This is a genomic window from Methylophilus sp. QUAN (assembly GCF_015354445.1).
In the GTDB taxonomy this organism is placed as follows: Bacteria; Pseudomonadota; Gammaproteobacteria; order Burkholderiales; family Methylophilaceae; genus Methylophilus.
The window spans coordinates 241,682-263,705 of sequence record NZ_JADKYT010000001.1 but is presented as its reverse complement, the minus strand read 5'-3'; the positions used below and the strand labels follow the sequence as shown (position 1 = coordinate 263,705).

Sequence of the window (22,024 nt, the reverse complement as noted above, 5' to 3'; positions counted from 1 at the left end):
AATGAAATTTGAATGTTTATAGTGCATCGCGATTCCAAAGAATATTTCGGAGGGGAATCGTGGCTTCAAACACACGATAACGATAGCGTTGCCAGTTAGGAATCGTCGCCAAGTTGACATTGGCTGGCGTCGCATCAGAGCGCCAGATACAGACCCTGCTCAAGCCGGCCTCGTTGCCATTACACGCTTGGCTGACATTGTTTTTTTGCAAATTGCCATCCCTGGACACGACTGCAATCCTGATCGCACGAATCCGGTTTCTGTCAATCAGCGCCATGCCTGGGCCAAAGGTGCCGGTGGCGTCCATCCACTGATCTACGCGATTTAAAAAGCCCGCGCCTGTGGCGGAGGTAGACGCAGGATCGGGTGTCGTAGTGACGCCGTATTGTGCTTGCAAAGAGACAATGTCACTTGCTACAGGGACAGGTGCGCTGTTTGGAAAAGGATTAGTACCAGCTGTGCCCCCCGTTCTGTTTAACTCAAAATTGGCATTGACGGTATATTCGTATTGGTTCCACACACCGAGACACGAGAACCTGACCCAATCTGCGCCGTTCAGATCCGTCACGGGCCTTTCGGTAGGCATGGTATTTAACTCTGAGAGTGCATTAATTGCCCGGTCAGGATTAAGTTTTTGCAAACGTGCCATGCTGCAGTTCGGGTTATCCGGTGTCTGATGAAACAGGACAACATCGTTCTCTTGGCAACCAATCAAACGACCATCCAATGTTGGCGCAGCCATGTTGCCTGTCGCGCGCAAGGATGCACCGCCGCTGGCAGGATTACCGTAACGGATACGTAGCGTATCGTTACCCGCTCCACCATCTACAATCACCACGGGTGACAAATTGATGACGACCCCCGCCTGATTGATAGAGGTGTCCATAGGGCACAGCAATGGCGACGGATCGCTGCTGTTATATAAAGGCAAACCAAAACCGGCATTCTGCGCATCACGCTGCATGTAATACATGGCTAATACGCCACTGGATTGAGCATCAGCACCGCCGGCAATCACACGTTTACGCGCCTCAAAACCACTGAAGAGGTTGCTGATGGCCAAGGTGGCTACCAACCCGATCAGAAGACCAACCAACAGCTCTACCAGGCTCATGCCAGCCTGCCTGTGCGCCCGTGATTGACAGCGCATAATATTGATAGACCCCATCACGGCATCACCTCAAACAGATAACTGGAGGCATTCACTTGATGGCGGTTGCCGCCGGGTACTTGCCAAGCCACACTCACCGTCACCATGCTATTGGTGAGTGCAGAAAAGGTGAGCGTACCATTGGGCAATTGGGTTTTGATTTTATCTTTATCGACCTGAGCAATATAAGTGGCGGCATCTGCGCCGTAGGCCATCATGTTAGCAATATGTGTTTGAGCGATCAGTTGCGCTTCAGCACGATAGCGGTTATCACTACTATTTTTAATCATGGCGCTCTGCAAACCAACCAACGCTAGCACGCCCATACTAAAAATGGTCACCGCCACCATGGCCTCAATTAGAATCGACCCTGTTTGCGTACCAGGTGTGGTCGGCACGGCTTTTGCAATATGTTTTAACATGCTCTTGTATCCCCCGCTGCAGTGACAGTGGGATCGCAGACTTTGACATAGCCACCGGCATTCAACATGACACGCAAGGCTCTTCGCTCCTCGTTTTTTACTTGTGCATTCGTGACATTGACGACGGTTAAAGCAGCCGCCGCAGCAAGGTCACGGGTTCCAAAGCCACTAAACACGACGCTATTGTTATCGGCACTCACTGTTGTATTGCTTGATGCCCCCTCAACGGCACTTTTCTGGGTAATTACCGCGGGGCAATCTGCCGCGACGGTGACGCAACCAATTTGCCAAGCACCGCTGTTTTGTAATGTAAATCTGATCCGACCATTGCGCTTGATAGCCTCCCCCCTAGCGAGTTGCAAGCCATTCCGTATGGACTCGGCAACGGTACGGATTTGCGCATTGCCTATCGAGGTTTGAAAAGCAGGAATCGCAATGGTACTCACCGCGATCAGTACCGCCACGGTGACGACCATCTCGATCAACGTGAACCCATGCTGCCGCATCAGCAACTCCCAGAAGATGAGGTCAACCAGCAGCTTGCGCCCGCGGTTCCATCATAGGTGGAAGTTTTAAGGTTGTCCTGATTCACAGTAAACCCAAAATTACCCATGTTTTGTGTGGACTTTCCTGTCGCAGTCAAAGTGTAGGTGGTCGCCGTCTGGTCATTCACCGCGTAGTCAAAAAATTTGGCATCTGCTGGATTGCATACAAATCCCACATAGGTAAAGTTATCCTGATAAAACTGCTCGGCCTGTACTCGGCAATTTGCCAAATTTGCAGGGGCCTCTGCGGCATTGCCACTCTTCACATAGTCCTGATAGCCAGGCACTGCAATACTGGCCAGCAGGCCGATAATTGCGACCACAATCATGACTTCGATCAGGCTGAATCCCTGTTGGCTTGTATGCTGCATGATAGGCTCCCTATTTAGATAGGCTTATCATGCAAAGCTGACATTGTCATGTCCAGTGTTAGCCGACCAGTGGTGACATCTGGCCGACAAACGGTCGTCCTATCCGATCTACACAGCGTTAATCCCCTCAAATGTGTTTCAATCGGTCAGGCATGGGTTTAGTGGTAAAATTCAGTCTTTGGTTTATATTGGACATGCATATCATGTGCTCCGGCTGGATACGACTCTTGGCAATGGCCCTGTTATTGGCCCAACTGAGTGCCTGCGGCCTCAAGGGAGACTTGTACATTCCTGAACGCCAATACCCTCAACCTCAACCAAGTAACTCAACATCGTGACCGCTTTTTTGACCCAACAAGGCTTGCTGCATGCCGAGAATGTAGCCCTGCGTGACATTGCACACGCCCATCAAACACCAACGTACGTCTATTCACGTGCCGCATTAACTCAGGCCTTCGAGCGCTTTCAGGCTGGCTTGGTCGGCCACGATCATTTGATATGTTTTGCCGTAAAAGCCAACCCCAGCCTGGCAATTTTGAACCTGTTTGCCAGGTTAGGGGCCGGGTTTGATATTGTGTCTGGCGGCGAATTGGCGCGTGTATTGGCAGCAGGCGGTGACCCGAAAAAAGTGGTGTTCTCGGGCGTAGGCAAATCACATGCTGAAATTAAAGCCGCACTCGAAGCGGGTATTTTTTGCTTTAACGTCGAGTCCGTGAATGAACTGGATCGCATCCAGCAAGTTGCGGCCAGCCTGGGCAAACAAGCGCCGGTTTCATTGCGGGTGAACCCGAATGTGGATGCCAAAACCCACCCTTATATTTCTACCGGCTTGAAGAACAACAAATTTGGCGTGGCGTTTGAAGATGCGCTGAGCCTGTATGAAAAGGCGGCGCAACTGCCTAACATTGAAGTACATGGTGTGGATTGCCATATCGGCTCGCAAATCACCGAGCTCTCGCCTTTCCTCGATGCACTGGATAAAGTACTAGGCCTGGTAGATGCATTGGCTGCCAAAGGCATTCATATCCAGCATATTGATGTGGGCGGCGGCGTCGGCATTACTTACAGCGATGAAACGCCACCAGACTTTGCTGCCTATACCGCTGCTATTTTGCAAAAACTGGCGGGCAGAAACGTGAAAGTGCTGTTTGAACCAGGCCGCGCACTGGTCGGCAATGCCGGTGTATTGCTGACCAAGGTCGAGTACCTCAAACCGGGCGAATCGAAAAACTTCGCCATTGTCGATGCGGCCATGAACGACCTGATGCGCCCTGCCCTGTATGACGCATTCCACAACATCACCACCATTGCGCCATCAACGGCTACCGCGCAAGTGTATGAAATTGTCGGCCCGGTGTGTGAAAGCGGTGACTTTTTAGGTCATGACCGCACATTGTCAATTGAGGAAGGCGATTACCTGGCGATTCATTCTGCTGGCGCCTATGGCATGAGCATGGCCAGCAACTACAACACGCGTGCCCGTGCGGCAGAAGTCTTGGTGGATGGTGACCAGGTGCATGTGATCCGCGAACGCGAGCAGATTGCTGACCTGTTTAAACTGGAACGCACGCTGCCATAAGACGCACGGCACCCAATAAAAAAACCGAAGCTTTAAGCTTCGGTTTTTTTATTTGCAATACATATGATTTAATCAAAAATCACCGTCTTGTTCGCGTAGAGCAAAATACGGTGCTCGATATGCCAGCGCACAGCTTTGGAGAGTACTACACGCTCCAAGTCTCTACCCTTTTGGATCAGGTCTTCTACCTGGTCGCGGTGAGAAATACGCGCCAGATCCTGCTCAATAATCGGCCCTTCATCCAGCACTTCCGTCACATAGTGGCTGGTCGCCCCAATCAACTTCACCCCACGTTCAAATGCACGGTGGTAAGGGCGTGCACCAATAAACGCGGGCAGGAATGAGTGGTGAATATTGATGATTTTTTGCGGATAACGCGCGACAAAGTCCGGCGACAAAATCTGCATATAACGTGCCAACACAATTAAATCCACACCATATTGGTCAAACAAGGCAAATTGCTGCGCTTCGACCTCGACCTTGGTATCTTTGGTCATGGGCAGATAGTGGAAATCAATGCCGTAAAATTGCGCCAGCTTTTCTGTATCACGGTGATTACTGATAATCAGCGGAATATCACACGCTAACTCACCACTGTGATGACGATGCAACAAGTCAACCAGACAATGATCGTATTGCGACACCATGATCGCCATGCGTGTTTTCTGCTCAGACAATTTGAGTTGCCAGGTCATGTCAAAACGTTGCGCTACCGGGCCAAACGCCTGTTCAAAATCGGCCACGGCGACATTGAAATCGCTCAGATCCCATTCCACGCGCATCAAAAACAGATTATTTTCCGCATCCTGATGCTGGTCTGCGTGTAAAATATTGGCATTGTGCTCATATAAAAATTGCGCAATCGCCGCCACAATCCCTTTGGTATCCGGGCAGGTAATCAGCAAAGTAGCAGTGTTTTTCATAACATGGGCTTCAACGAGCGACAAAAATGCAGATTATACCTGATGCCTGCCAGACCTTGTGGTTGACATTGGTTTTCACCCGCGCGATGCAGCAGCATCCTTCACGGAATTGATTTATGCAAACACACGCTACACCCGACATCGTACTCGCCAACCCACGCGGCTTTTGTGCTGGCGTGGACCGCGCCATCATTATTGTTGAACAAGCACTGGAGAAATTCGGCGCACCGATTTATGTGCGTAATGAAGTGGTACACAACAAGTTTGTCGTCGGCCAGTTACGTGACAAAGGGGCCATTTTTGTCGATGAACTGGAAAAGATTCCGGCAGGCAGCATTGTCATTTTCAGTGCCCATGGCGTGTCCAAAGCCGTGCGCGCAGAGGCAGAGTCGCGCGGACTGACTGCCTTTGATGCCACCTGCCCGCTGGTCACCAAGGTGCACATCGAAGTCGCCAAGATGCGCAAAGATGGTCTGGAAATCATCATGATTGGCCACAAAGGCCATCCCGAGGTCGAAGGCACCATGGGTCAGTCTGAAGCAGGCATGCATCTGGTCGAAACGCCGGAAGATGTGGACGCACTGCAAGTGGCAGATCCTGACAAACTGGCTTATGTCACACAAACCACACTGTCAGTGGATGACGCTACCCAGGTCATCAATGCCTTGAAAGTACGCTTTCCAACGATCAAAGCGCCTAAAAGCGATGACATTTGTTACGCCACGCAAAACCGCCAGGATGCGGTCAAAATCATGGCCAAAGATTGCGATCTGGTGATTATTGTCGGCTCACCCAATAGCTCAAACTCTAACCGCCTGCGCGAAGTCGCCAAAAACCAGGGCGTGGAAGCCTATATGGTCGACAACGCCAGCCATTTGCAAGCCGAGTGGCTCATAGGCAAACGCAAAGTCGGCATTTCTGCGGGGGCGTCTGCGCCTGAGGTGCTGGTGAAAGAAGTGATTACAGCCTTGCAAAACATGGGGGCGGCCCACGTTGAAGAGCTGCAAGGCGTGGTTGAAAACGTCGTATTCCAGTTACCCAAAAACCTGGTCAACGCCGAAAAACGCAATCAAGGTCAGTCAAACGGGTAATTCACCCGCATTCTGGGCAAAAAAAACCCAAGCTCGAGAGCTTGGGGCAAGCAATATCCTCGGGAAAGGATAATCGGGGAAAGATTGCTCGTTGTTATGGTTATATGCAGTTGCTTCAATACTGACATTTTGGAGATGATCGCCCAACCTGCAAGCTGAGTGACTATCTTCCTTACTGCATTTAACGTGCCAACTCCCCAAAAACCGCAACCCATTGATTTTTAGACAATTAATTACTTTCATGCATATTCAAGCGCGCTGACTGGCTGAAATAAACCACCATACTGGTTTCTTAAAACCAGCCCATCAGGATTTGCGACGACGTACATCTGAGAATAGTGGGAACAACAAAGGCAGCAGCAGCAAGGTGAACAAGGTGGCCGTGATCAAACCGCCGACAATCACCACGGCAAAAGGCCGCTGTGTTTCAGAGCCGATGCCATGCGATAGCGCCGCTGGCATCAAGCCCAGCCCGGCCATCAATGCTGTCATTAAAATCGGCCGCAACCTGGCCACGGCACCATCAATCACGGACTCCGCCACACTGCGCCCTTCACGCATCAGGTTTTTAATCTGTTCGACCATAATCACACCGTTTTGCACCGAAATACCGGCCAGCGCAATAAAACCCACCGCCGCTGACACTGACAAATGCAGGCCTGCCACAGCCAAACCGGCCAAACCACCCACCAGCGTAAACGGAATCATCAATAACACCAGCAAGGCATTTTTCACCGACTTGAACGCCCAGAACAACAACACAAAAATCAGCAGCACAGACAATGGCACAATCACCATCAGGCGCTTCATGGCACGTTGCTGGTTTTCAAACTGGCCGCCCCAGGTCATGGTATAGCCAGGCGGCAATTTGACCTGCGCCTTCACCGTTTGCATCGCCTCTTTGACGAAGCTGCCCTGGTCCCTGTCTGTGATATTGGCCTTGATCGACACAATGCGTGCGCCCGCCTCACGGCTGACGCGCGAAGCACCTTGCTTGATCGTCACCTCTGCCACTTCGCTCAACGGGATACTGCCGCCGCCATTAGGCAAAGCAATCGGTAACTCATCAATATCATCGACAGAATCCCTGAAAGGCCTATCCAGGCGCAGGGTCACATCAAAATGGCGGTCACCATCGTAAAACGTATTGGCTGGGTTACCGGCCAGTGCCGTTTGCACAGTAGTATTCACGTCGCCCACCATCAAACCATAACGTGATAACTGATTACGGTTGAGCGTGATATCCAGTTCTGAATTACCTGAAATACGCACCGCCGCCACATCGGTTGCCCCCTGCACGGTATTCATGGCATCAACGACCTCAGCGGCTTTTTGCTCAAGAATCGCCAAATCGGGGCCAAAAATCTTGACCGCGATTTCGCCCTTCACGCCAGACAGCGCCTCTTCCACGCTATCCTGAATCACTTGTGAAAAGTTGGTCGGCACGCCAGGAATCTCATGGATGCGGCGCGACATATCTTTAATCAGCGCTTCTTTATCAACGAACTTCCACTCACTATGCGGCTTGAGATCAGCCAGAATTTCCATGTGATACGGCCCTTTAGGATCCGTGCCATCATCTGGCCGCCCGACATGCGCCACCACCAGACGTACCTCCTGGTAGCTATTGAGAATCTTCCTGATTTCGCGCTCGACGTCCTTGGTTTTCTCGAGACTGGCAGAAGGCGGTAAATCGACCGTGAGCCAGATATTACCTTCGTCCAGCTTGGGCAAAAACTCAGACCCCAGCATAGGGGCAGAGACCACAGACACGCCAAGAATGGCGACTGAGGCAATCACCACCAGTGCCCGGGATTGGCTGCTTTTGAGCAGGATATTGCGATAGGCTTCCTGCAGGCGATGCATCCAGTCGCTATGTTTTTCAGCCATGTCTTCGCGGCTCATGGTGTAGGACAGCAACGCGGGCACCAGGGTTAGGGTCAGGATAATCGCGCCTAGTAAAGCGAAGCTGAGTGTAAACGCCATAGGGGAAAAAATTTTGCCTTCCACCCGCTGAAAGGTAAAAATAGGCAGAAAGGCAGTGATGATAATAGCCTTGGAGAACAGGATGGGATGCCCCATATCAATAGCCGTGCTTTTAAGGGTTTGCATGCGCCAGGCCAGGCCCGTGTGCGTCGGGTTTTTATCCACTTCTGCCATAGCCAGCCGCACCATAAGCGCCTCGACCAGCACCACCGCGCTGTCGATAATAATGCCAAAGTCGACCGCCCCCAGCGAAATCAGATTGGCCGAAACGCCTCGCAGGTCCATCACGATAAACGCAAACAACAAAGACAACGGGATGACAGAAGCCACAATCAGCGCAGCCCGCCAGTTACGCAAAAACACCACCAGAATCGTCACCACCAGCAAAGCGCCAACAACCAGGTTTTCAGACACGGTATGCACGGTGTGCTGCACCAGGCCAGTGCGGTCATAAAAAGGCACCACCTTGACCCCGGCTGGCAGGGATTGATTCACCACATCCACTTTTTCGCGCAACGCTTCAATCACCTTGGCCGCATTTTGGCCTTTGGTCATCAAGACAATGCCTTCGATAATGTCATCTTGTTGGTTAAACGAGACAATGCCCGAACGCGGCCGGTCGCCAATCACCACCTGGCCAAGATCACTCACCAGGATAGGCTTGCCATCGCGCGTATCCACCACCGACTGCGCAATATCATCCAGGCTGTGATAGAGCCCGATACCGCGTACCACCAGCGACTCATCGCCCCGGTGCATCAGGCCACCACCCACATTGCTACTGTTGTTACCAACCGCCTGGTTCACCTGGTCTATGCTGACGGCAAATTTTTTCAGTCGGTAAGGATCGAGCTTGATTTGGTATTCTTTGACCGTGCCACCAAAACTGGTGATATCGGCGACGCCAGGCACCATGCGCAATTGTGGAATAATTTTCCAGTCTTGTATGGCGCGGATCTCACGTTGTGGCATGTCTTTAGGCGCTTCGACCAGGTAGCGGTAGACCTCACCGACCGCGGTTGTCAACGGCGCCAAGGTGGGTTGCAGGCCAGTTGGCAAGCTCACGCCCTGCAAGCGCTCCAGCACCTGCTGCCTGGCAAAATAATCTTCCGTGCGCTCGGCAAATGTCAGCGTGACCACGGAAAGGCCGGTGATAGACACCGAACGGATTTGTGCCAGGCCAGGCACACCGCTCATGCCGTGCTCTATGGGTAGCGAGACGACGCGCTCTACCTCTTCGGGTGCCATGCCGGGTGACTGCGTCACAATAATCACGTGTACATCTTCTACATCCGGGAACGCTTCAATCGGCAGGTTTTGCACCGCGACCCAACCAAAAATGGTCAGCACGACTGCGCCTATGAGTAAAAATACCCGTTGTTGCAGCGAGAAAGTAATTAAGCCTCTTAGCATGCTCTATTTACTCACCGACAGATCAGAGTTCAATAAAATTGCACCACCGACCACCACACGCTCCCCCGCTTTCAAGCCGTCTTTCACCGTAGCGTATTCCCGACGTTGCAAGTCCAGCGTGACTTTGCGCTTTTTAAAGTGCAACGGCCGCTCTTCCACAAACACATAGCTGTATAAACCTTCAGTAATCAGCGCACTGTTGGGTAAACGAATCACGCGATGCTGGCTATTATCCAGCGGCGTGATGCGCGCATACATTTCCGGCTTGAGTTTGCCTTTACTATCTACCGTGCAACGCACGGGGATGCGACGTGTGGTCGGGTCGACCATGACACCTATGGTTTTCACTTCACCATTAAACACTTCGTCAGGATAAGCATCGACCTGCACACTTAGCTTCTGCCCTTGCGAAATCCGGCTCAACTCTCGCTCAGGCAGGTCGATACTGGCCCATAAATAGCCAGGATCCGTGACAATAAATAAAGGATCTGTACCATCCGGCCGCACCTCACTGCCAGGATTGATTTTACGGTCGACCACAATGCCAGCAATCGGCGAGCGCACCGCATAATTATCATTGGCTGCGGTTGAAACCCCCAGGTTTTTTAATCTCGCACCGGCCCGCTCCGATTCTGCACGTGACGTTGCCCAATCGGCCTGCGCTACTTCTACTTCCTTCTTCGCCAGCACGCCGTGATCCACCAGCATGCGGCTACGTTCCAGCGCCTGCTGTTTCAGTTGCATATCAGCCTGGGCTTTACGCACATCGGCTACCGCGCCACCTACATCGGGTGAGTCCATCACCAGCAAAGTCTGACCCGCTTTTACGGCATCCCCAACCTGGGCCTTAATGCTCAACGCCCGCCCGGCCACCGGGGAAAAAATGCGTGCTGTCCGATTTTCATCAAATACAATCTTGCCGTTCAACGGTTCAGTCACGGGCACCGGAATCTCATTCACAGGTTCCACTTTCAGACTGTTCAACTGTGGCGACCCTGCGGTAAGCACGATTTCATTGGCGTCACGGGCACTCCCAGCATTTTTGTCTGCGGCAGTTGCCTGACCGGCAATCACCAGAGCCAGTACGGCCAACGCAACGCTGCGTTTGGCTGCGGCGGTCAATGTCGTGTCAGGATTGAATTTGGGCATGGTCATAGGCAGTTAGTCTTGAGGGATGAACGCCTGGCGGGTGGCTGCCAGCCAGGCAGAGAGGGATTTGGCATAGTCGGCTTTGACACTGACAGACTCCAGTTGCAAGGCGCGCAAAATACGTCGCGCATCCAGCAGGTCCATCACACTCATGGCACCATGCTGGTAAGCAAATTCGGCAGCATCTGCTGCCTGTTGCGCTTCACTGAGGATGCTCTGATCAAAGCGGCGGTTTTTATCGACGGCCGCCTCTAAATCGGCTTTGGCCCTGCGCATTTCAGCCACGGCAGCGGCTCTGACCTGTTCTTTGGCTTCCATCGCGCTGGTATAACCGACCTCGGCGCGCGCCGCCTCACCTTCATATTGATAATTGGTAAACAAGGGAATACTCACCGAGGCGCCCACCGTATCTGGTGCAGAGCCTGGCTCCTGCCCTGGAAAGTGTTGGTAAGCCAGCGACCAGGTCAGGTCACGGGTTTTAAGGGATTCAGCCAGTTTTCTTGCCTGTTGCGCTTGCTCCATGCGCGCCTCTGCGGCTTGCACGTCTGAGCGTTGCGGCAACCAGCTGTTTTCTGTCGCGGCCAGTTGGTCGGCCAGCAGGCTAGGCCAAGGGTCGGTCACATAAAGTTTAGAAGCATCCTGGTCTTTACCCAGCAAATAGGCCAGCATGGCTTGCGCCTTTTGCAAGGTAGCTTGCGCCTGCCGTAAATCATTGCTGGCACGCAAGGCATCAACACGGATACGCGCAACATCGGCAGAGGCCACATCACCTGCCTTGAGCCGCAACTGCGCAGCCTGCAAAGTCTTGTCATAAGAGCCCACATTGGCCTGCTGTATTAACAGGGTTTCCTGTGCCAGCTTGAGGTCAAAATAAGCGGTGGCCATCGCCAGTGCCTGCTGGCGGTAAGTTTCTTTCAGGTCAAAACCAGAGGCCTTGACCGCACTTTCGGCGACCGCCGTACGCAGCTCGCGCTTGTTGCCGCGCTCATAAAGCTGGCTGACCTGTAAAGCGGAGTTATAGGTTTTGTCCCAGAGGCCATTGGCACCACTTTGGTTTTGATTACCCTGGCCGCGATTGACATTGACGCTGGAGAGCCCCAGCGATAAGACAGGATTAGGACGTTGGCCCGCAATGAGGGTATCCGCCTCAGCCCCTTCCACGGCACGCTTGGCGGCGAGCAATTCACGGTTGCCTCCAGCAAATAGCTGCTCTGCCTGCTGTAAAGACAATTGATTTAATGCAACGAGATCACCAATACCGCCCGCTGCGGCATCTGCAGCCAGTAAACATTGCACGCTCATCATCAGCATCACGCATGCCCAGCCTAGCTGACGCCTCAACATTGAATCATTCCCTATGTTCTCTATGATGTTGTTTTTTTGATGATAATACTGACTACGGCTTACGACAATCTTTCAGTACATCAAATATTCAATCGCATGCCGCCATGGACAAGAAGCTGGCATTTATAGACAATATTTGTATGACACACCCCTATAAGATTCCCGTTTCAGCCCTGATTTTGATTCACACTCCGGATTTGCAGGTACTGCTGCTCGAGCGCGCTGACAAAACAGGCTTCTGGCAATCAGTCACCGGCAGCATAGAAGCAGGTGAAACACCCTATGACGCCGCGATTCGCGAAGTGAAAGAAGAGACCGGCCTTGATGCGCTGGCTTATGATTTTCAGGATTGGCAAACCAGTAATCTCTATGAGATTTACCCACACTGGCGTTACCGCTACGCCCCCGGGGTGACAGAAAACACCGAGCACCTGTTTGGGCTCTGTTTGCCAGCCACCCTGCCCGTCACACTGGCCCCAGACGAGCACACCCGTTACGAATGGGTAGACTGGCGAGAGGCGGCTAAAAAAGTATTCAGCTGGACCAATGTCGACGCCTTGAAAAAACTAGGGGAGCACCACCATCTTAGTTTATGAGCAACCGCTTTGATTGGGATAAATCCTAATCGGTTGTAAAATATCATTTTTGTGAGAACCGGGCTTGGCCCGATGTCTGGAAAGCATGCAAACTGCCACCATCCAATTTGAGAAATTTCAAGCCGCGCAAGACGACGACTGTCAGGCGCGTATTCTGGCTGCCCGCAAGAAACTGGGCAAACGCCTGGTCATTTTAGGTCACCATTACCAGCATGAAAGCGTCTACCGACATGCAGATTATTCCGGCGACTCACTCAAGCTGTCCAAATATTGCGACAGCCTGGATGCGGAATACATCGTCTTCCTCGGTGTGCATTTCATGGCCGAAGTGGCTGACATCCTTAGCCGCCCTGAGCAAATTGTAGTGTTGCCTGATCTGGCTGCTGGCTGCTCGATGGCAGACATGGCCAACCTGGCAAAAGTCGAGCGTAGCTACCGTGAGCTGAATAAGGTGCTCAACTTTGATGAAACCATCACCCCAGTCACCTACATTAACTCGGCAGCCGATTTAAAAGCATTTTGTGGCGAACACGGCGGCATTGTGTGCACCAGTACCAACGCACCAAAAATTCTGGAATGGGGCTTTAGCCAGCGCGAAAAAATCCTGTTCTTCCCTGACCAGCACCTGGGTCGCTGGAGCGGCTACAAAATGGGTATTCCACTGGAACAAATGCCAGTGTGGGACCCTGACCTGCCTATGGGCGGCCTCACAGAACAACAAATCAGGGACGCCAAAATCCTGTTGTGGAAAGGCCATTGCTCAGTACACCAGATGTTCCGCAAACAGAATATCGAACAATTCCGCGCCCAGCACCCGGATGGCAAAGTGATTTCCCATCCGGAAACGGCATTCGAAGTCTGCATTAACTCAGACTATGTCGGCTCTACCGAATATATCCTGCGCACTGTCAGCGAAGCCGAACCCGGCACCAAATGGCTGGTAGGCACGGAACTCAACCTGGTCACCCGCCTGGCCGAAGAAATGAAACCGCAAAACAAACTGGTGCAATTCATGAGCCACGTCGTTTGCGAATGCTCAACCATGGCGCGTATCGACCCGCAACACCTGGCCTGGTGCCTGGAAAACCTGGCCGAAGGCAATGTGGTCAACCAGATCAAAGTGCCAGAACATGAAGCCAAACTGGCCAAGCTGACCTTGGACAGAATGCTGGCAGTCTCGTAATGGCTGATTGCGCACTTTGCACGCCCACACCACAGGACCTACTCTGGCAAGACGATTTCTGCCGCGTGGTGTTACTGCATGACGCAGACTACCCTGCCTATTGCCGTGTCGAGTTACTTGCACACGTCAAAGAAATGACCGATCTGCCGCCTGCTGACCGCGCCCGTACCATGAAAGTGGTGTTTGCGGTGGAAACCGCAGTGCGTGAAGTCATCCAACCGGACAAAATCAACCTGGCAAGTTTGGGCAATAAAACGCCGCATATGCATTGGCATGTATTGCCTAGATTCGAGAGTGATAGGCACTTTCCGAATAGCCACTGGGGAGAACCTGTGCGGGACTCCGAGGTGCAGCCACTGAGTACTGCGATTAGAGATCAGTTACAAAAGGTAGTGGCTGAGCGTGTGGAATGTGCGCTTAAAGGCTAACATTTCCCGACTGTAGCCGTTTTTTCGCCTCTCGGCGAGCTACTTTCTGATGCTTGCCCCTCAGAAAGTGGCCAAAGAGGAAGTCACCCAGCCATCACGGCCAAAGTACATCAATTATCTACAAAAATACGGCTACAAAACGCTATCGATTATTACACCGCTCTTCCAAAACACCCCAACTCAAACTCAACACCAGCAACAAGATCGCACTCACTACAATCACCGCCAATTGCGGTGTTTGATAAAGCTTCTTTACTGGCGTCCGCGCAATCGCCCGTGCATTGGCCTGATAGGTTTCCACAATATGTGACTTTGCGGCTGCAATTCGTCCGGTCAAATTCGACACAGAAAAAGAATACCCTTTTAACGCGAGTCCTTCTGGCAGGTTCAGCTTTGGCAAATGCCACCCGGTCGCGTTTTGCTGCGATGCTTGTGTGAGTTGCACACTCATCACCAAGCCTGGTGTGACAAATGCGTCGGTGTCGACTTCATCGGCTTTTTTAATACGGTGGGTGAGGGTGTGCAAGGTTTGCGCATTGGGTACGGCGATGAGTTGTGCGGTTTCACTGCGTTCATCCGGGCGTAACAAAATACCGCGCCCACGGCTGAGGGTGATGGATTGCTGCACAAAGCGCTGCTGTAGCACCGGGCTTTGTGGATAAAGTTTGGCGGCCAGGCTGTTGACGCTTTCACCTGGCAACAGCGGCCACAGCATGGCTTGTTCGTGTTTGGGGTTGGCGATGCCAAGCGCTGCTTGCGTGGGCTGGGTCGCTAATAGGCTGATAGCTAACACCAGCCCCATCATTACCGGGTGTGATTTGCACTTACTCGGTGGATGATGGCGGTGGGGCATCAGTGTCCTAATTGCTGCCTGGCTTGGGCGATGGCGCGGCGCACTTGCTCGGGCGCGGTGCCGCCGGTGTGGTTGCGGCTGGCGACGGAGCCTTCTAGCGTCAGCACTTCAAACACGTCGTCGCTGATGGTGCTACTGAAAGCTTGCAACTCAGCCAGGCTGAATTCTGCCAAGTCACGGCCTGATTCCACGCCTGCTTTGACGGCGTGGGCGACCACTTCGTGCGCGTCACGGAATGGCATGCCTTTTTTCACCAGGTAATCAGCCAAGTCGGTGGCGGTGGCAAAGCCTTCGAGTGCGGCCTGGCGCATATTGTCGGCTTTGACGGTGATGCCGCGCAGCATGTCGGCGTAAATCTGCAAGGTCACCAGCAAGGTGTCAGCCACATCAAACAGCGGCTCTTTGTCTTCCTGGTTGTCTTTGTTATAGGCCAGTGGCTGGCCTTTCATCAGAGTCAGCAGGCCGATTAAATGGCCATACACGCGGCCAGTTTTGCCGCGTACCAGCTCTGGTACGTCAGGGTTTTTCTTTTGCGGCATGATGGAGGAACCGGTACAAAAACGGTCGGCAATATCAATAAAGCCGAAGCGTGGGCTCATCCATAAAATCAATTCTTCAGAAAAGCGCGACAAGTGCATCATGAGCAATGACGCCGCGGCGTTAAATTCAATCGCGAAGTCACGGTCAGACACGGCATCCAGCGAGTTTTGGCAGACGCTGTCGAACCCTAATAATTCTGCTACTAATTCACGTTTGATCGGGTAGCTGGTGCCTGCCAGTGCGGCGGCGCCCAACGGCAAGCGGTTGATACGTTTGCGTGCATCGGCAAAGCGCTCGGCATCGCGGTTGAGCATTTCAAAATAGGCCATCAGGTGGTGACCAAACGTCACGGGTTGGGCCACTTGCAAGTGGGTAAAGCCTGGCATGATGGTGGCGGCATGTTGTTCGGCCAGATCCAGCAACGAGGTTTGCAGTGCGCGGATACCGGCAATGGCATCATCGACCACACTGCGCAGCCACAAGCGCACATCGGTCGCCACCTGGTCGTTGCGTGAGCGGCCAGTATGCAGACGTTTACCAGCGTCGCCGATTTTCTCGGTCAGGCGTCTTTCAATGTTGAGGTGTACATCTTCCAGGTCCAGCAGCCATTCAAACTGTCCGGCCTCAATCTCTGCCAGAATCTCGCCCAGGCCGCGCTTAATGTCGGTGACATCTTGCGTCGAAATAATGCCTTGTGCGCCTAGCATGGTGGCGTGGGCAATTGAGCCCTGAATGTCGAATGTGGCCAGGCGCTTGTCGAAATCGACAGACGCTGTGTAGCGTTTGACCAGCTCGGCGACTGGCTCGTTAAAGCGGCCGGACCAGGCTTGGTCTTTTTGGTGCAAAGATGACTGTGTATTGGAATTGGACGTTGTCAAAACAAAAATTCTTTCTGCCAGAAATAGGGCGCACAGCGCGTGCTTGCGCCAGTGGCACTTAATACTTATGATGCTGGCACGATATTATAAACGAACATCACGCCGTGCGTAAAAGTAGCCGCATCCCCAATTTTCGCAATCTGGGCATACACTTACGTGTATTGTTGTTGCATCTGTGTTTGCTGGCCTTGCTCACTGTGTATGACGGCCAGTCTGGCTGGAATGTCACGTTGTGGGCCAGTGACCTGGCGCGTATAGGCAGCCAGTGGTTGCCGCCCCTGTTGCTGGTGTTGGGGGCGCTGACGCTGGCATACCCTGTGATTAGTCGCTGGCCTTATCGACAAGCCTTGGCGGCCCTGTTTTTGCTGGCGATTGGCATCACTGCATTATCCAGCTATGGTTACCAGCGCTGGATTGCGCCATTGAGCGCCGCACAATATTGGCAGGTGATGCTGCTGTGTGTGGCCGATGTGCTGATGTGTTTGTATTACCTGGATTTATTGCAGCGCGCTTATTCACCGGCGATTGCCGAGGCGCGTTTGCAGGCTTTGCAGGCCCGTATCCGCCCCCATTTTTTGTTTAATAGCCTGAATGCGGCTTTGTCGCTGATCCGCAGCCAACCGCAACGAGCCGAAACGGCGCTGGAAGACATGGCCGAACTGTTCCGCGTGCTGATGGCCGATAACCGCGATCTGGTGCCGTTGTCACAAGAAATTGCCTTATGCCAGCAATACCTGAATATCGAAAAACTACGGCTAGACGAGCGGTTGCAATGTGACTGGCAACTGTCTGACATTCCTGCCGAGATGATGATCCCGCCGCTAATTCTGCAACCTTTGCTGGAAAACGCGGTGTATCACGGTATCGAGCCGCAATCGCAGGGCGGGGTGGTGGTGATTGAAATCCACCCCAGCGGCAAAAGTTTGTTGTTGCGTATCAGTAATCCGCTGCCGCCACGCAGTGACAAGTCTGGCGGCAATAAAATGGCACTCAAAAATATCCGTGAGCGCTTGCGCCTGCACTACGACCTGGAGGCGCAATTGCGGCAATATGAGGCCGACCAGCGTTACATCGTAGAAATCGTGATCCCAACGCGCCCGCTGTCCGAGGTTGTGCATGGCTAACCAGCGCTTGTTAATTGTAGACGATGAGCCGTTGGCCCGGCAGCGCTTGCGGGATTTGGTCGGCGATGTGGGCGGCTACGACGTCGTGGGCGAAGCCGCGAACGGCGTGGAAGCGTTGCAGTTGCTGCAAGACGCTACAGTGGATATTGTGCTAGTGGATATCCGCATGCCTGTCATGGATGGCATTGAGTTAGCGCAGCATTTACGCTGCTTGCCGCAACCTCCCAATCTGATTTTTACCACCGCTTATGATCATTATGCGGTGCAGGCGTTTGAGCTCAGTGCGATTGATTATTTGCTCAAGCCCATACGCAGTGAGCGCCTGGCGGCAGCCTTGGCCAAGGCCAAGCCGCTGCAGACTAGTCAGTCACAAGCGTTGGTGTCTTTGCAACAAACGCATGATCATTTGAGCATACACGAGCGTGGCAAAGTGGTGCTGGTGCCTATCGCAGATGTGCTTTATTTAAGGGCTGAGTTGAAGTACGTGACCGTACGCACGCGTGATAAAAGCTATTTGCTTGAAACCTCGCTTAACCAGCTTGAGCACACCTATGCAGCGCAGTTTGTGCGTATCCACCGCAATGCGCTGGTGGCGCGCAATGCCATTGGCGGATTTGAAAAGCAACGAATTGCCGAAGGCGAAGAGGCCGGGGAGACGGCATGGGTGGTGCTGGTGAAAGGGGTTCCGGAGACGCTGGTGGTGAGTCGTCGCCACCAGCATGTGATAAAGGCCACCTGAGGGTGGCCTTTTTGAGGAGTTACTTTTTCTTCTGTTGCGCTTGATCAATCACTTTGGCTGCCCAGTCGCGTCCGCCCAGACCAAACGCGATGGCCAGTGCCAAGAATACGGCGCCAAACACAATCACAAACAGTGAATGAATTAATTGCATGCCAATGCCCAGTTGTTCCAGGGCAATGAAAATGGCCAGAATCTGGATGCAATATTCCGCAGAGGTGCTGATGATCAGCGCTTGCTCAAATTTGATGCTATGCAGCCAGGCAAAGACCAGGCGGTTGATAAAGCGGGCAAACAGGGTGCCGAAAATCACCACCAGGATGGCGACAATAATATGCGGCAGGTAACTAGCCAGCTCTTTGAGTAATGAGGCCACTTCTGTCAGGCCCAGTGAGTTGGCGCCGGTAATGACAAACAGCAAAATGACTAGCCAATAGACAACCTGGCTGATGATGCCGCTCAGCGTGACTTTGTAATTGGCGCTGCGCATAAAGGCCTCAAGGCCAGACTTTTGGGCAAAGGTATCGAAATGCGTCAATTCAAGAATGCGTTTCACACCGAGCCTCACCGCTTTTGCGACCAGCCAGCCGAAAAACAGGATGACCATGGCAGCCAGTAATTTAGGCACAAAATGGACCAGTTCGACCCAGAATTGATTGAGAGATGAAAGGAAAATGTCGATTTGGTATTGCATGGATAGTCCTCCATTTTTATCATTGAATAGCGACTTTTCTAGCCACTTCGGGTTGCTATGCAGGTGTCAGCATAACTCAATCCGACTGCCTTGGGGAGCAAAAGGTTCATCTGTATCGGGCCGGTAATGCGCACGGAACAATCGTCTTGCCGTGCTAAAATGTTGCGCTAAATCCATTAAAGGTAAGATCGTTGTGAGTACATTCAATCCTCCTGCCAAGCTCGTTATTGCCTCACGTGAGAGTGCGCTTGCCATGTGGCAGGCCAAGCATATCCAGGCCAGGTTACAGGCTTTATATCCACAATGTGAGGTCAGCATTTTAGGCATGACCACCACTGGCGACCAGATTCTGGATTCCCCGTTGTCCCGCATAGGCGGCAAAGGCTTGTTTGTGAAAGAACTGGAAAATGCGCTGGCCGATGGCCGGGCTGACCTGGCTGTGCACAGCATGAAAGATGTGCCCATGCATTTGCCCGAAGGCTTTGTGCTGACGGCGACCGGTGAGCGCGAAGACCCGCGTGACGCATTTGTTTCTAACGACTATGCGAATCTGGAAGCCTTACCTGAGGGCAGCGTGGTGGGTACCTCCAGCTTGCGTCGCCAAAGCCAGATACAGGCGCGCTTTCCGCATTTAAAAATCGAGTCATTGCGCGGTAATGTGCAAACCCGTTTGCGCAAACTGGATGAAGGTCAATATGCGGCGATTATTCTGGCAGCAGCCGGGCTCATCCGCCTGGAGTTAGGCGATCGCATTAAAAGCTTTATTAGTCCGGCAGAGAGTATTCCGGCCGTGGGTCAGGGCGCATTGGGTATCGAAATCAATGCTGACCGCAGTGACCTGATGGCTGTGTTGGCGCCGTTGAATCATGTGGATACGCAATTGTGCGTGGAAGCTGAGCGAGGATTCAGCCGTGCGCTGGCAGGAAGTTGCACGGTGCCGCTGGGTGCTTATGCCACCAAACAAGGTGACACCATCACCATGCAGGGGTTTGTCGCCAGCGTTGATGGCAAGCAGATGCTTAAAGAAACCGTCACTGGTCATGCGGCAGAAGCTGAAAAGCTGGGCCAGCAATTGGCGCTGCAACTGGTGGCACGTGGTGCCGATAAAATCCTGGCCACGCTGGATGGGGTGAAATGACCCTGCCATCGGCAGCGACCTTGGCCGGGATGCATATCGCGGTCACACGGCCACCCGAGCAAGCTACCAAGCTCACTGCGGCGATCACTGGCGCAGGCGGCACTGTGATTTCTTTTCCGCTGCTGGATATTAAAGGCCTCGACGACCTGAGTGCTTTTCATGCGGCGGTGACGCCGCTAAGCCAGTTTGACTGGGCCGTGTTTATCAGCAGCAATGCCGTGCAATATGGCATGCCTTTGTTGCAACAGGCAGATATTTCGCCTGCGTTAAAATTTGCTGCAATTGGCCCAACCACAGCCGCCAGCTTGCAAGGTTTTGGCGTGACAGAGGTGCTCACACCGAGCGAGCGATTTGACAGCGAAGCCTTGCTGGCATTACCTGCATTGCAACAGATGCTAGGACAGCGCGTACTGATTGTACGTGGCGTGGGTGGGCGTGAAGTATTAGCCGACACCTTAAAACAGCGTGGCGCGGAAGTGGTGTTTGGTGAATGCTACCGCCGTGTGAATCCGCAAAGCAGCGCCCAACGATTGCAACAAGCTTATGCCCAAGGCCAATTACATGGCATCGTTGTCACCAGCAGCGAAGCCTTGCGTTTTTTATTGGCACTGGCGGGCGAGGGTGACTGGCTAAAAGCGACCCCTGTATTCGTTAACCATGCACGCATCGCCGAGCAGGCGCGTGAATCCGGTTTGACCGCGTTTAGCGCAGACCAATCTGGCGATGTCGCCATGCTCAGTCTGCTGCAAACGCATCTTTCAGCCTCCACTAGCTAATCTTTTGGTCTTGCGTCTGCAAGCCATCAGCCCTAAGCCAGCTAATATCATCATATAACCATCAGGTTCAGGCACCGCAGAGACATTGATGCCTGCGCTGTTGATCAATGTGATCCGCGATTCATGAATGAGCATCTGACTTTGTGCGGGTGTGAGTACCAGACTACCTGCCAGCTCTGGCCTATGAACGATGGTTTGGTGAGCGGCACCCGCGCTGTTACTCACGCTAATGACGGCGCCGGGTTGCAAGCCGATATCAAAGTCCTGCCATGCAATCACCGGGCGTGGTAACCAACTGTTTATATGGATGGCGCCGCTGGTGAGTACGGGCGTATGTGTGATGTCGAGCAGCACGTTGCTGCCAATAGTCAGGTTGCCGGTCAGGGTTGATAAGCTGATTTCCGGCGCGTAGAGGCTAAGGTTGTTGAGTGTCAGGTCACCACCGGCGAACAGTGATATTTGGCTGTCAGACTTTAGCCAGCCGCCATCCAGGCTCAGGTTACCTGTACAGCTTAATGAGATGCTGCTGCCTGATGAGAGCGCCATGTCCCCTGAGCAGTTTGTGTTTGCCAGGCTGATTTGTGCACTGGCGTGGCTCGCCAATGGCAGGCAGGCCAGCAAATAGGATAATACTGACAGGCGTAACATCTCACACTCCTTGTGCATAAGGCATGGCAGTGTAGCGGGGCAGGTGTGAGCGTTGGATGATGCTTTAGTGAAGCGCAGACTAGTCCATGGGGATGGCGGGATTATATGATGCTTGACAAAACAAACTAAATAACTAATTATGTAGTTATATGAAAACAGTGACCCAAGTTCCAGAACCCTGGAACGCTATTTCAGAGCTCTTCGTTGCGCTGGGTGATGCCCACCGGCAACGGATTTTGCTATCGTTCGAAAAAAACGAGCGACTGACGATTCTGCAAATTGTGGAGGGCTCGCAACTGAGCCGCACCGCGGTCACACATCATTTAAAAGTACTCGAACGTGGTGGGGCCTTGCAGAGCGAGAAAATCGGCCGCGAAGTCTATTTCTGGGTCAATCAATCATTCATGCAGCTGGCACTGCAAAACGTGCTGGACTACATCAAAGACGAAATATAAAA

At 52.8% G+C, this 22,024-nt stretch carries 23 protein-coding genes; 11 read left to right on the top strand and 12 right to left on the bottom strand.

The window, feature by feature from the left end; genetic code table 11:
- Positions 1 to 16: 16 nt before the first annotated feature.
- The 4 genes from INP79_RS01195 to INP79_RS01180 are packed head-to-tail and all read right to left on the bottom strand — an operon-like array spanning position 17 to position 2,488.
- Complete coding sequence (locus tag INP79_RS01195) at positions 17 to 1,150, bottom strand: PilW family protein (RefSeq protein WP_255520484.1); 1,134 nt, start codon at positions 1,148 to 1,150, stop codon at positions 17 to 19.
- Between the two features lie 17 nt (positions 1,151 to 1,167).
- Positions 1,168 to 1,572, bottom strand: coding sequence for a hypothetical protein (locus INP79_RS01190; protein WP_194752609.1), 405 nt, complete (start codon positions 1,570 to 1,572; stop codon positions 1,168 to 1,170).
- Positions 1,566 to 2,078, bottom strand: coding sequence for a GspH/FimT family pseudopilin (locus tag INP79_RS01185; RefSeq protein WP_194752608.1), 513 nt, complete (start codon positions 2,076 to 2,078; stop codon positions 1,566 to 1,568). The genes INP79_RS01190 and INP79_RS01185 overlap by 7 nt, the downstream gene beginning before the upstream one ends.
- Positions 2,078 to 2,488, bottom strand: a complete 411-nt coding sequence (locus INP79_RS01180; protein ID WP_194752607.1) for a type IV pilin protein — start codon at positions 2,486 to 2,488, stop codon at positions 2,078 to 2,080. Before INP79_RS01180 ends, INP79_RS01185 begins: the two co-directional genes overlap by 1 nt.
- A gap of 131 nt (positions 2,489 to 2,619) precedes the next feature.
- On the opposite strand from INP79_RS01180, the gene INP79_RS15610 reads away from it, so the two are divergent.
- Positions 2,620 to 2,826 carry a lipoprotein gene (locus INP79_RS15610; RefSeq protein WP_370583204.1) on the top strand — a complete coding sequence of 69 codons (207 nt, stop codon included), beginning with the start codon at positions 2,620 to 2,622 and terminating at the stop codon, positions 2,824 to 2,826.
- Positions 2,823 to 4,067 carry a diaminopimelate decarboxylase gene (gene lysA, locus INP79_RS01170; protein ID WP_194752606.1) on the top strand — a complete coding sequence of 415 codons (1,245 nt, stop codon included), beginning with the start codon at positions 2,823 to 2,825 and terminating at the stop codon, positions 4,065 to 4,067. Before INP79_RS15610 ends, lysA begins: the two co-directional genes overlap by 4 nt.
- 68 nt (positions 4,068 to 4,135) lie before the next feature.
- Here the strand turns inward: lysA and purU are convergent, their stop codons facing one another.
- A complete protein-coding gene (purU, locus tag INP79_RS01165; RefSeq protein WP_194752605.1) occupies positions 4,136 to 4,990 on the bottom strand; it encodes a formyltetrahydrofolate deformylase in 855 nt (284 codons plus the stop codon).
- A 116-nt stretch (positions 4,991 to 5,106) separates the two neighbouring features.
- Here purU and ispH point away from each other — a divergent pair, with 116 nt between their 5' ends.
- On the top strand, positions 5,107 to 6,081 hold the full coding sequence (gene ispH / locus INP79_RS01160) for a 4-hydroxy-3-methylbut-2-enyl diphosphate reductase (protein WP_194752604.1): 975 nt from the start codon (positions 5,107 to 5,109) through the stop codon (positions 6,079 to 6,081).
- 306 nt (positions 6,082 to 6,387) lie between these two features.
- Here ispH and INP79_RS01155 read toward each other — a convergent pair whose 3' ends face one another.
- From INP79_RS01155 to INP79_RS01145, 3 genes are read right to left on the bottom strand one after another with little or no spacing between them, the layout of a single operon-like run.
- Positions 6,388 to 9,480, bottom strand: coding sequence for an efflux RND transporter permease subunit (locus INP79_RS01155; protein WP_194752603.1), 3,093 nt, complete (start codon positions 9,478 to 9,480; stop codon positions 6,388 to 6,390).
- Between the two features lie 3 nt (positions 9,481 to 9,483).
- Entirely contained in the window at positions 9,484 to 10,635 is a 1,152-nt protein-coding gene (locus INP79_RS01150) for an efflux RND transporter periplasmic adaptor subunit (protein ID WP_228519663.1), read from the bottom strand.
- A 6-nt stretch (positions 10,636 to 10,641) separates the two neighbouring features.
- Positions 10,642 to 11,973, bottom strand: coding sequence for a TolC family protein (locus tag INP79_RS01145; protein WP_194752602.1), 1,332 nt, complete (start codon positions 11,971 to 11,973; stop codon positions 10,642 to 10,644).
- 140 nt (positions 11,974 to 12,113) lie between these two features.
- On the opposite strand from INP79_RS01145, the gene nudB reads away from it, so the two are divergent.
- From nudB to INP79_RS01130, 3 genes are all read left to right on the top strand, one after another.
- The gene (gene nudB, locus INP79_RS01140) at positions 12,114 to 12,569 is read left to right on the top strand and encodes a dihydroneopterin triphosphate diphosphatase (RefSeq protein ID WP_194752601.1); all 456 of its coding nucleotides are present in this window, start codon (positions 12,114 to 12,116) and stop codon (positions 12,567 to 12,569) included.
- 85 nt (positions 12,570 to 12,654) lie between these two features.
- On the top strand, positions 12,655 to 13,752 hold the full coding sequence (nadA, locus tag INP79_RS01135; protein ID WP_194752600.1) for a quinolinate synthase NadA: 1,098 nt from the start codon (positions 12,655 to 12,657) through the stop codon (positions 13,750 to 13,752).
- Positions 13,752 to 14,180, top strand: a complete 429-nt coding sequence (locus INP79_RS01130; protein ID WP_194752599.1) for an HIT family protein — start codon at positions 13,752 to 13,754, stop codon at positions 14,178 to 14,180. The genes nadA and INP79_RS01130 overlap by 1 nt, the downstream gene beginning before the upstream one ends.
- Before the next feature lie 142 nt (positions 14,181 to 14,322).
- On the opposite strand, the gene INP79_RS01125 is transcribed toward INP79_RS01130, so the two are convergent.
- Both INP79_RS01125 and argH read right to left on the bottom strand, forming a co-directional pair.
- Positions 14,323 to 14,973, bottom strand: a complete 651-nt coding sequence (locus INP79_RS01125) for a hypothetical protein (RefSeq protein ID WP_194752598.1) — start codon at positions 14,971 to 14,973, stop codon at positions 14,323 to 14,325.
- Positions 14,974 to 15,032: 59 nt separating this feature from the next.
- Positions 15,033 to 16,451, bottom strand: a complete 1,419-nt coding sequence (gene argH, locus INP79_RS01120; RefSeq protein ID WP_194752597.1) for an argininosuccinate lyase — start codon at positions 16,449 to 16,451, stop codon at positions 15,033 to 15,035.
- A gap of 104 nt (positions 16,452 to 16,555) precedes the next feature.
- Here argH and INP79_RS01115 point away from each other — a divergent pair, with 104 nt between their 5' ends.
- Together INP79_RS01115 and INP79_RS01110 are read left to right on the top strand one after the other, a co-directional pair.
- Positions 16,556 to 17,575: a histidine kinase gene (locus tag INP79_RS01115; protein WP_194752596.1), complete on the top strand. Its 1,020-nt coding sequence runs from the start codon at positions 16,556 to 16,558 to the stop codon at positions 17,573 to 17,575.
- Positions 17,568 to 18,314, top strand: coding sequence for a LytTR family DNA-binding domain-containing protein (locus tag INP79_RS01110; RefSeq protein ID WP_194752595.1), 747 nt, complete (start codon positions 17,568 to 17,570; stop codon positions 18,312 to 18,314). The genes INP79_RS01115 and INP79_RS01110 overlap by 8 nt, the downstream gene beginning before the upstream one ends.
- Positions 18,315 to 18,333: 19 nt before the next feature.
- On the opposite strand, the gene INP79_RS01105 is transcribed toward INP79_RS01110, so the two are convergent.
- Positions 18,334 to 19,005 carry a hypothetical protein gene (locus tag INP79_RS01105; RefSeq protein ID WP_194742502.1) on the bottom strand — a complete coding sequence of 224 codons (672 nt, stop codon included), beginning with the start codon at positions 19,003 to 19,005 and terminating at the stop codon, positions 18,334 to 18,336.
- Positions 19,006 to 19,198: 193 nt separating this feature from the next.
- Between INP79_RS01105 and hemC the strand changes: the two genes are divergently transcribed.
- A complete protein-coding gene (hemC, locus tag INP79_RS01100; RefSeq protein WP_370583203.1) occupies positions 19,199 to 20,143 on the top strand; it encodes a hydroxymethylbilane synthase in 945 nt (314 codons plus the stop codon).
- The gene (locus INP79_RS01095) at positions 20,140 to 20,919 is read left to right on the top strand and encodes a uroporphyrinogen-III synthase (RefSeq protein WP_194752594.1); all 780 of its coding nucleotides are present in this window, start codon (positions 20,140 to 20,142) and stop codon (positions 20,917 to 20,919) included. Before hemC ends, INP79_RS01095 begins: the two co-directional genes overlap by 4 nt.
- On the opposite strand, the gene INP79_RS01090 is transcribed toward INP79_RS01095, so the two are convergent.
- Positions 20,902 to 21,567 carry a PEP-CTERM sorting domain-containing protein gene (locus tag INP79_RS01090; RefSeq protein ID WP_194752593.1) on the bottom strand — a complete coding sequence of 222 codons (666 nt, stop codon included), beginning with the start codon at positions 21,565 to 21,567 and terminating at the stop codon, positions 20,902 to 20,904. The genes INP79_RS01095 and INP79_RS01090 overlap by 18 nt on opposite strands.
- 149 nt (positions 21,568 to 21,716) lie before the next feature.
- Here INP79_RS01090 and INP79_RS01085 point away from each other — a divergent pair, with 149 nt between their 5' ends.
- Complete coding sequence (locus INP79_RS01085) at positions 21,717 to 22,022, top strand: helix-turn-helix transcriptional regulator (protein WP_194752592.1); 306 nt, start codon at positions 21,717 to 21,719, stop codon at positions 22,020 to 22,022.
- The last annotated feature ends 2 nt before the right edge of the window (positions 22,023 to 22,024 follow it).

Coding starts and splice junctions, on each gene's coding strand:
- INP79_RS01185 (WP_194752608.1), bottom strand. CDS start 2,078: ATGCGGCAGCATGGGTTCACGTTGATCGAGATGGTCGTCACCGTGGCG.
- INP79_RS01105 (WP_194742502.1), bottom strand. CDS start 19,005: ATGCAATACCAAATCGACATTTTCCTTTCATCTCTCAATCAATTCTGG.
- INP79_RS01095 (WP_194752594.1), top strand. CDS start 20,140: ATGACCCTGCCATCGGCAGCGACCTTGGCCGGGATGCATATCGCGGTC.
- INP79_RS15610 (WP_370583204.1), top strand. CDS start 2,620: ATGTGTTTCAATCGGTCAGGCATGGGTTTAGTGGTAAAATTCAGTCTT.
- INP79_RS01180 (WP_194752607.1), bottom strand. CDS start 2,488: ATGCAGCATACAAGCCAACAGGGATTCAGCCTGATCGAAGTCATGATT.
- INP79_RS01130 (WP_194752599.1), top strand. CDS start 13,752: ATGGCTGATTGCGCACTTTGCACGCCCACACCACAGGACCTACTCTGG.
- nudB (WP_194752601.1), top strand. CDS start 12,114: ATGACACACCCCTATAAGATTCCCGTTTCAGCCCTGATTTTGATTCAC.
- nadA (WP_194752600.1), top strand. CDS start 12,655: ATGCAAACTGCCACCATCCAATTTGAGAAATTTCAAGCCGCGCAAGAC.
- INP79_RS01110 (WP_194752595.1), top strand. CDS start 17,568: ATGGCTAACCAGCGCTTGTTAATTGTAGACGATGAGCCGTTGGCCCGG.
- INP79_RS01190 (WP_194752609.1), bottom strand. CDS start 1,572: ATGTTAAAACATATTGCAAAAGCCGTGCCGACCACACCTGGTACGCAA.
- ispH (WP_194752604.1), top strand. CDS start 5,107: ATGCAAACACACGCTACACCCGACATCGTACTCGCCAACCCACGCGGC.
- INP79_RS01085 (WP_194752592.1), top strand. CDS start 21,717: ATGAAAACAGTGACCCAAGTTCCAGAACCCTGGAACGCTATTTCAGAG.
- INP79_RS01145 (WP_194752602.1), bottom strand. CDS start 11,973: ATGTTGAGGCGTCAGCTAGGCTGGGCATGCGTGATGCTGATGATGAGC.
- INP79_RS01090 (WP_194752593.1), bottom strand. CDS start 21,567: ATGTTACGCCTGTCAGTATTATCCTATTTGCTGGCCTGCCTGCCATTG.
- INP79_RS01195 (WP_255520484.1), bottom strand. CDS start 1,150: ATGCGCTGTCAATCACGGGCGCACAGGCAGGCTGGCATGAGCCTGGTA.
- INP79_RS01150 (WP_228519663.1), bottom strand. CDS start 10,635: ATGACCATGCCCAAATTCAATCCTGACACGACATTGACCGCCGCAGCC.
- purU (WP_194752605.1), bottom strand. CDS start 4,990: ATGAAAAACACTGCTACTTTGCTGATTACCTGCCCGGATACCAAAGGG.
- INP79_RS01155 (WP_194752603.1), bottom strand. CDS start 9,480: ATGCTAAGAGGCTTAATTACTTTCTCGCTGCAACAACGGGTATTTTTA.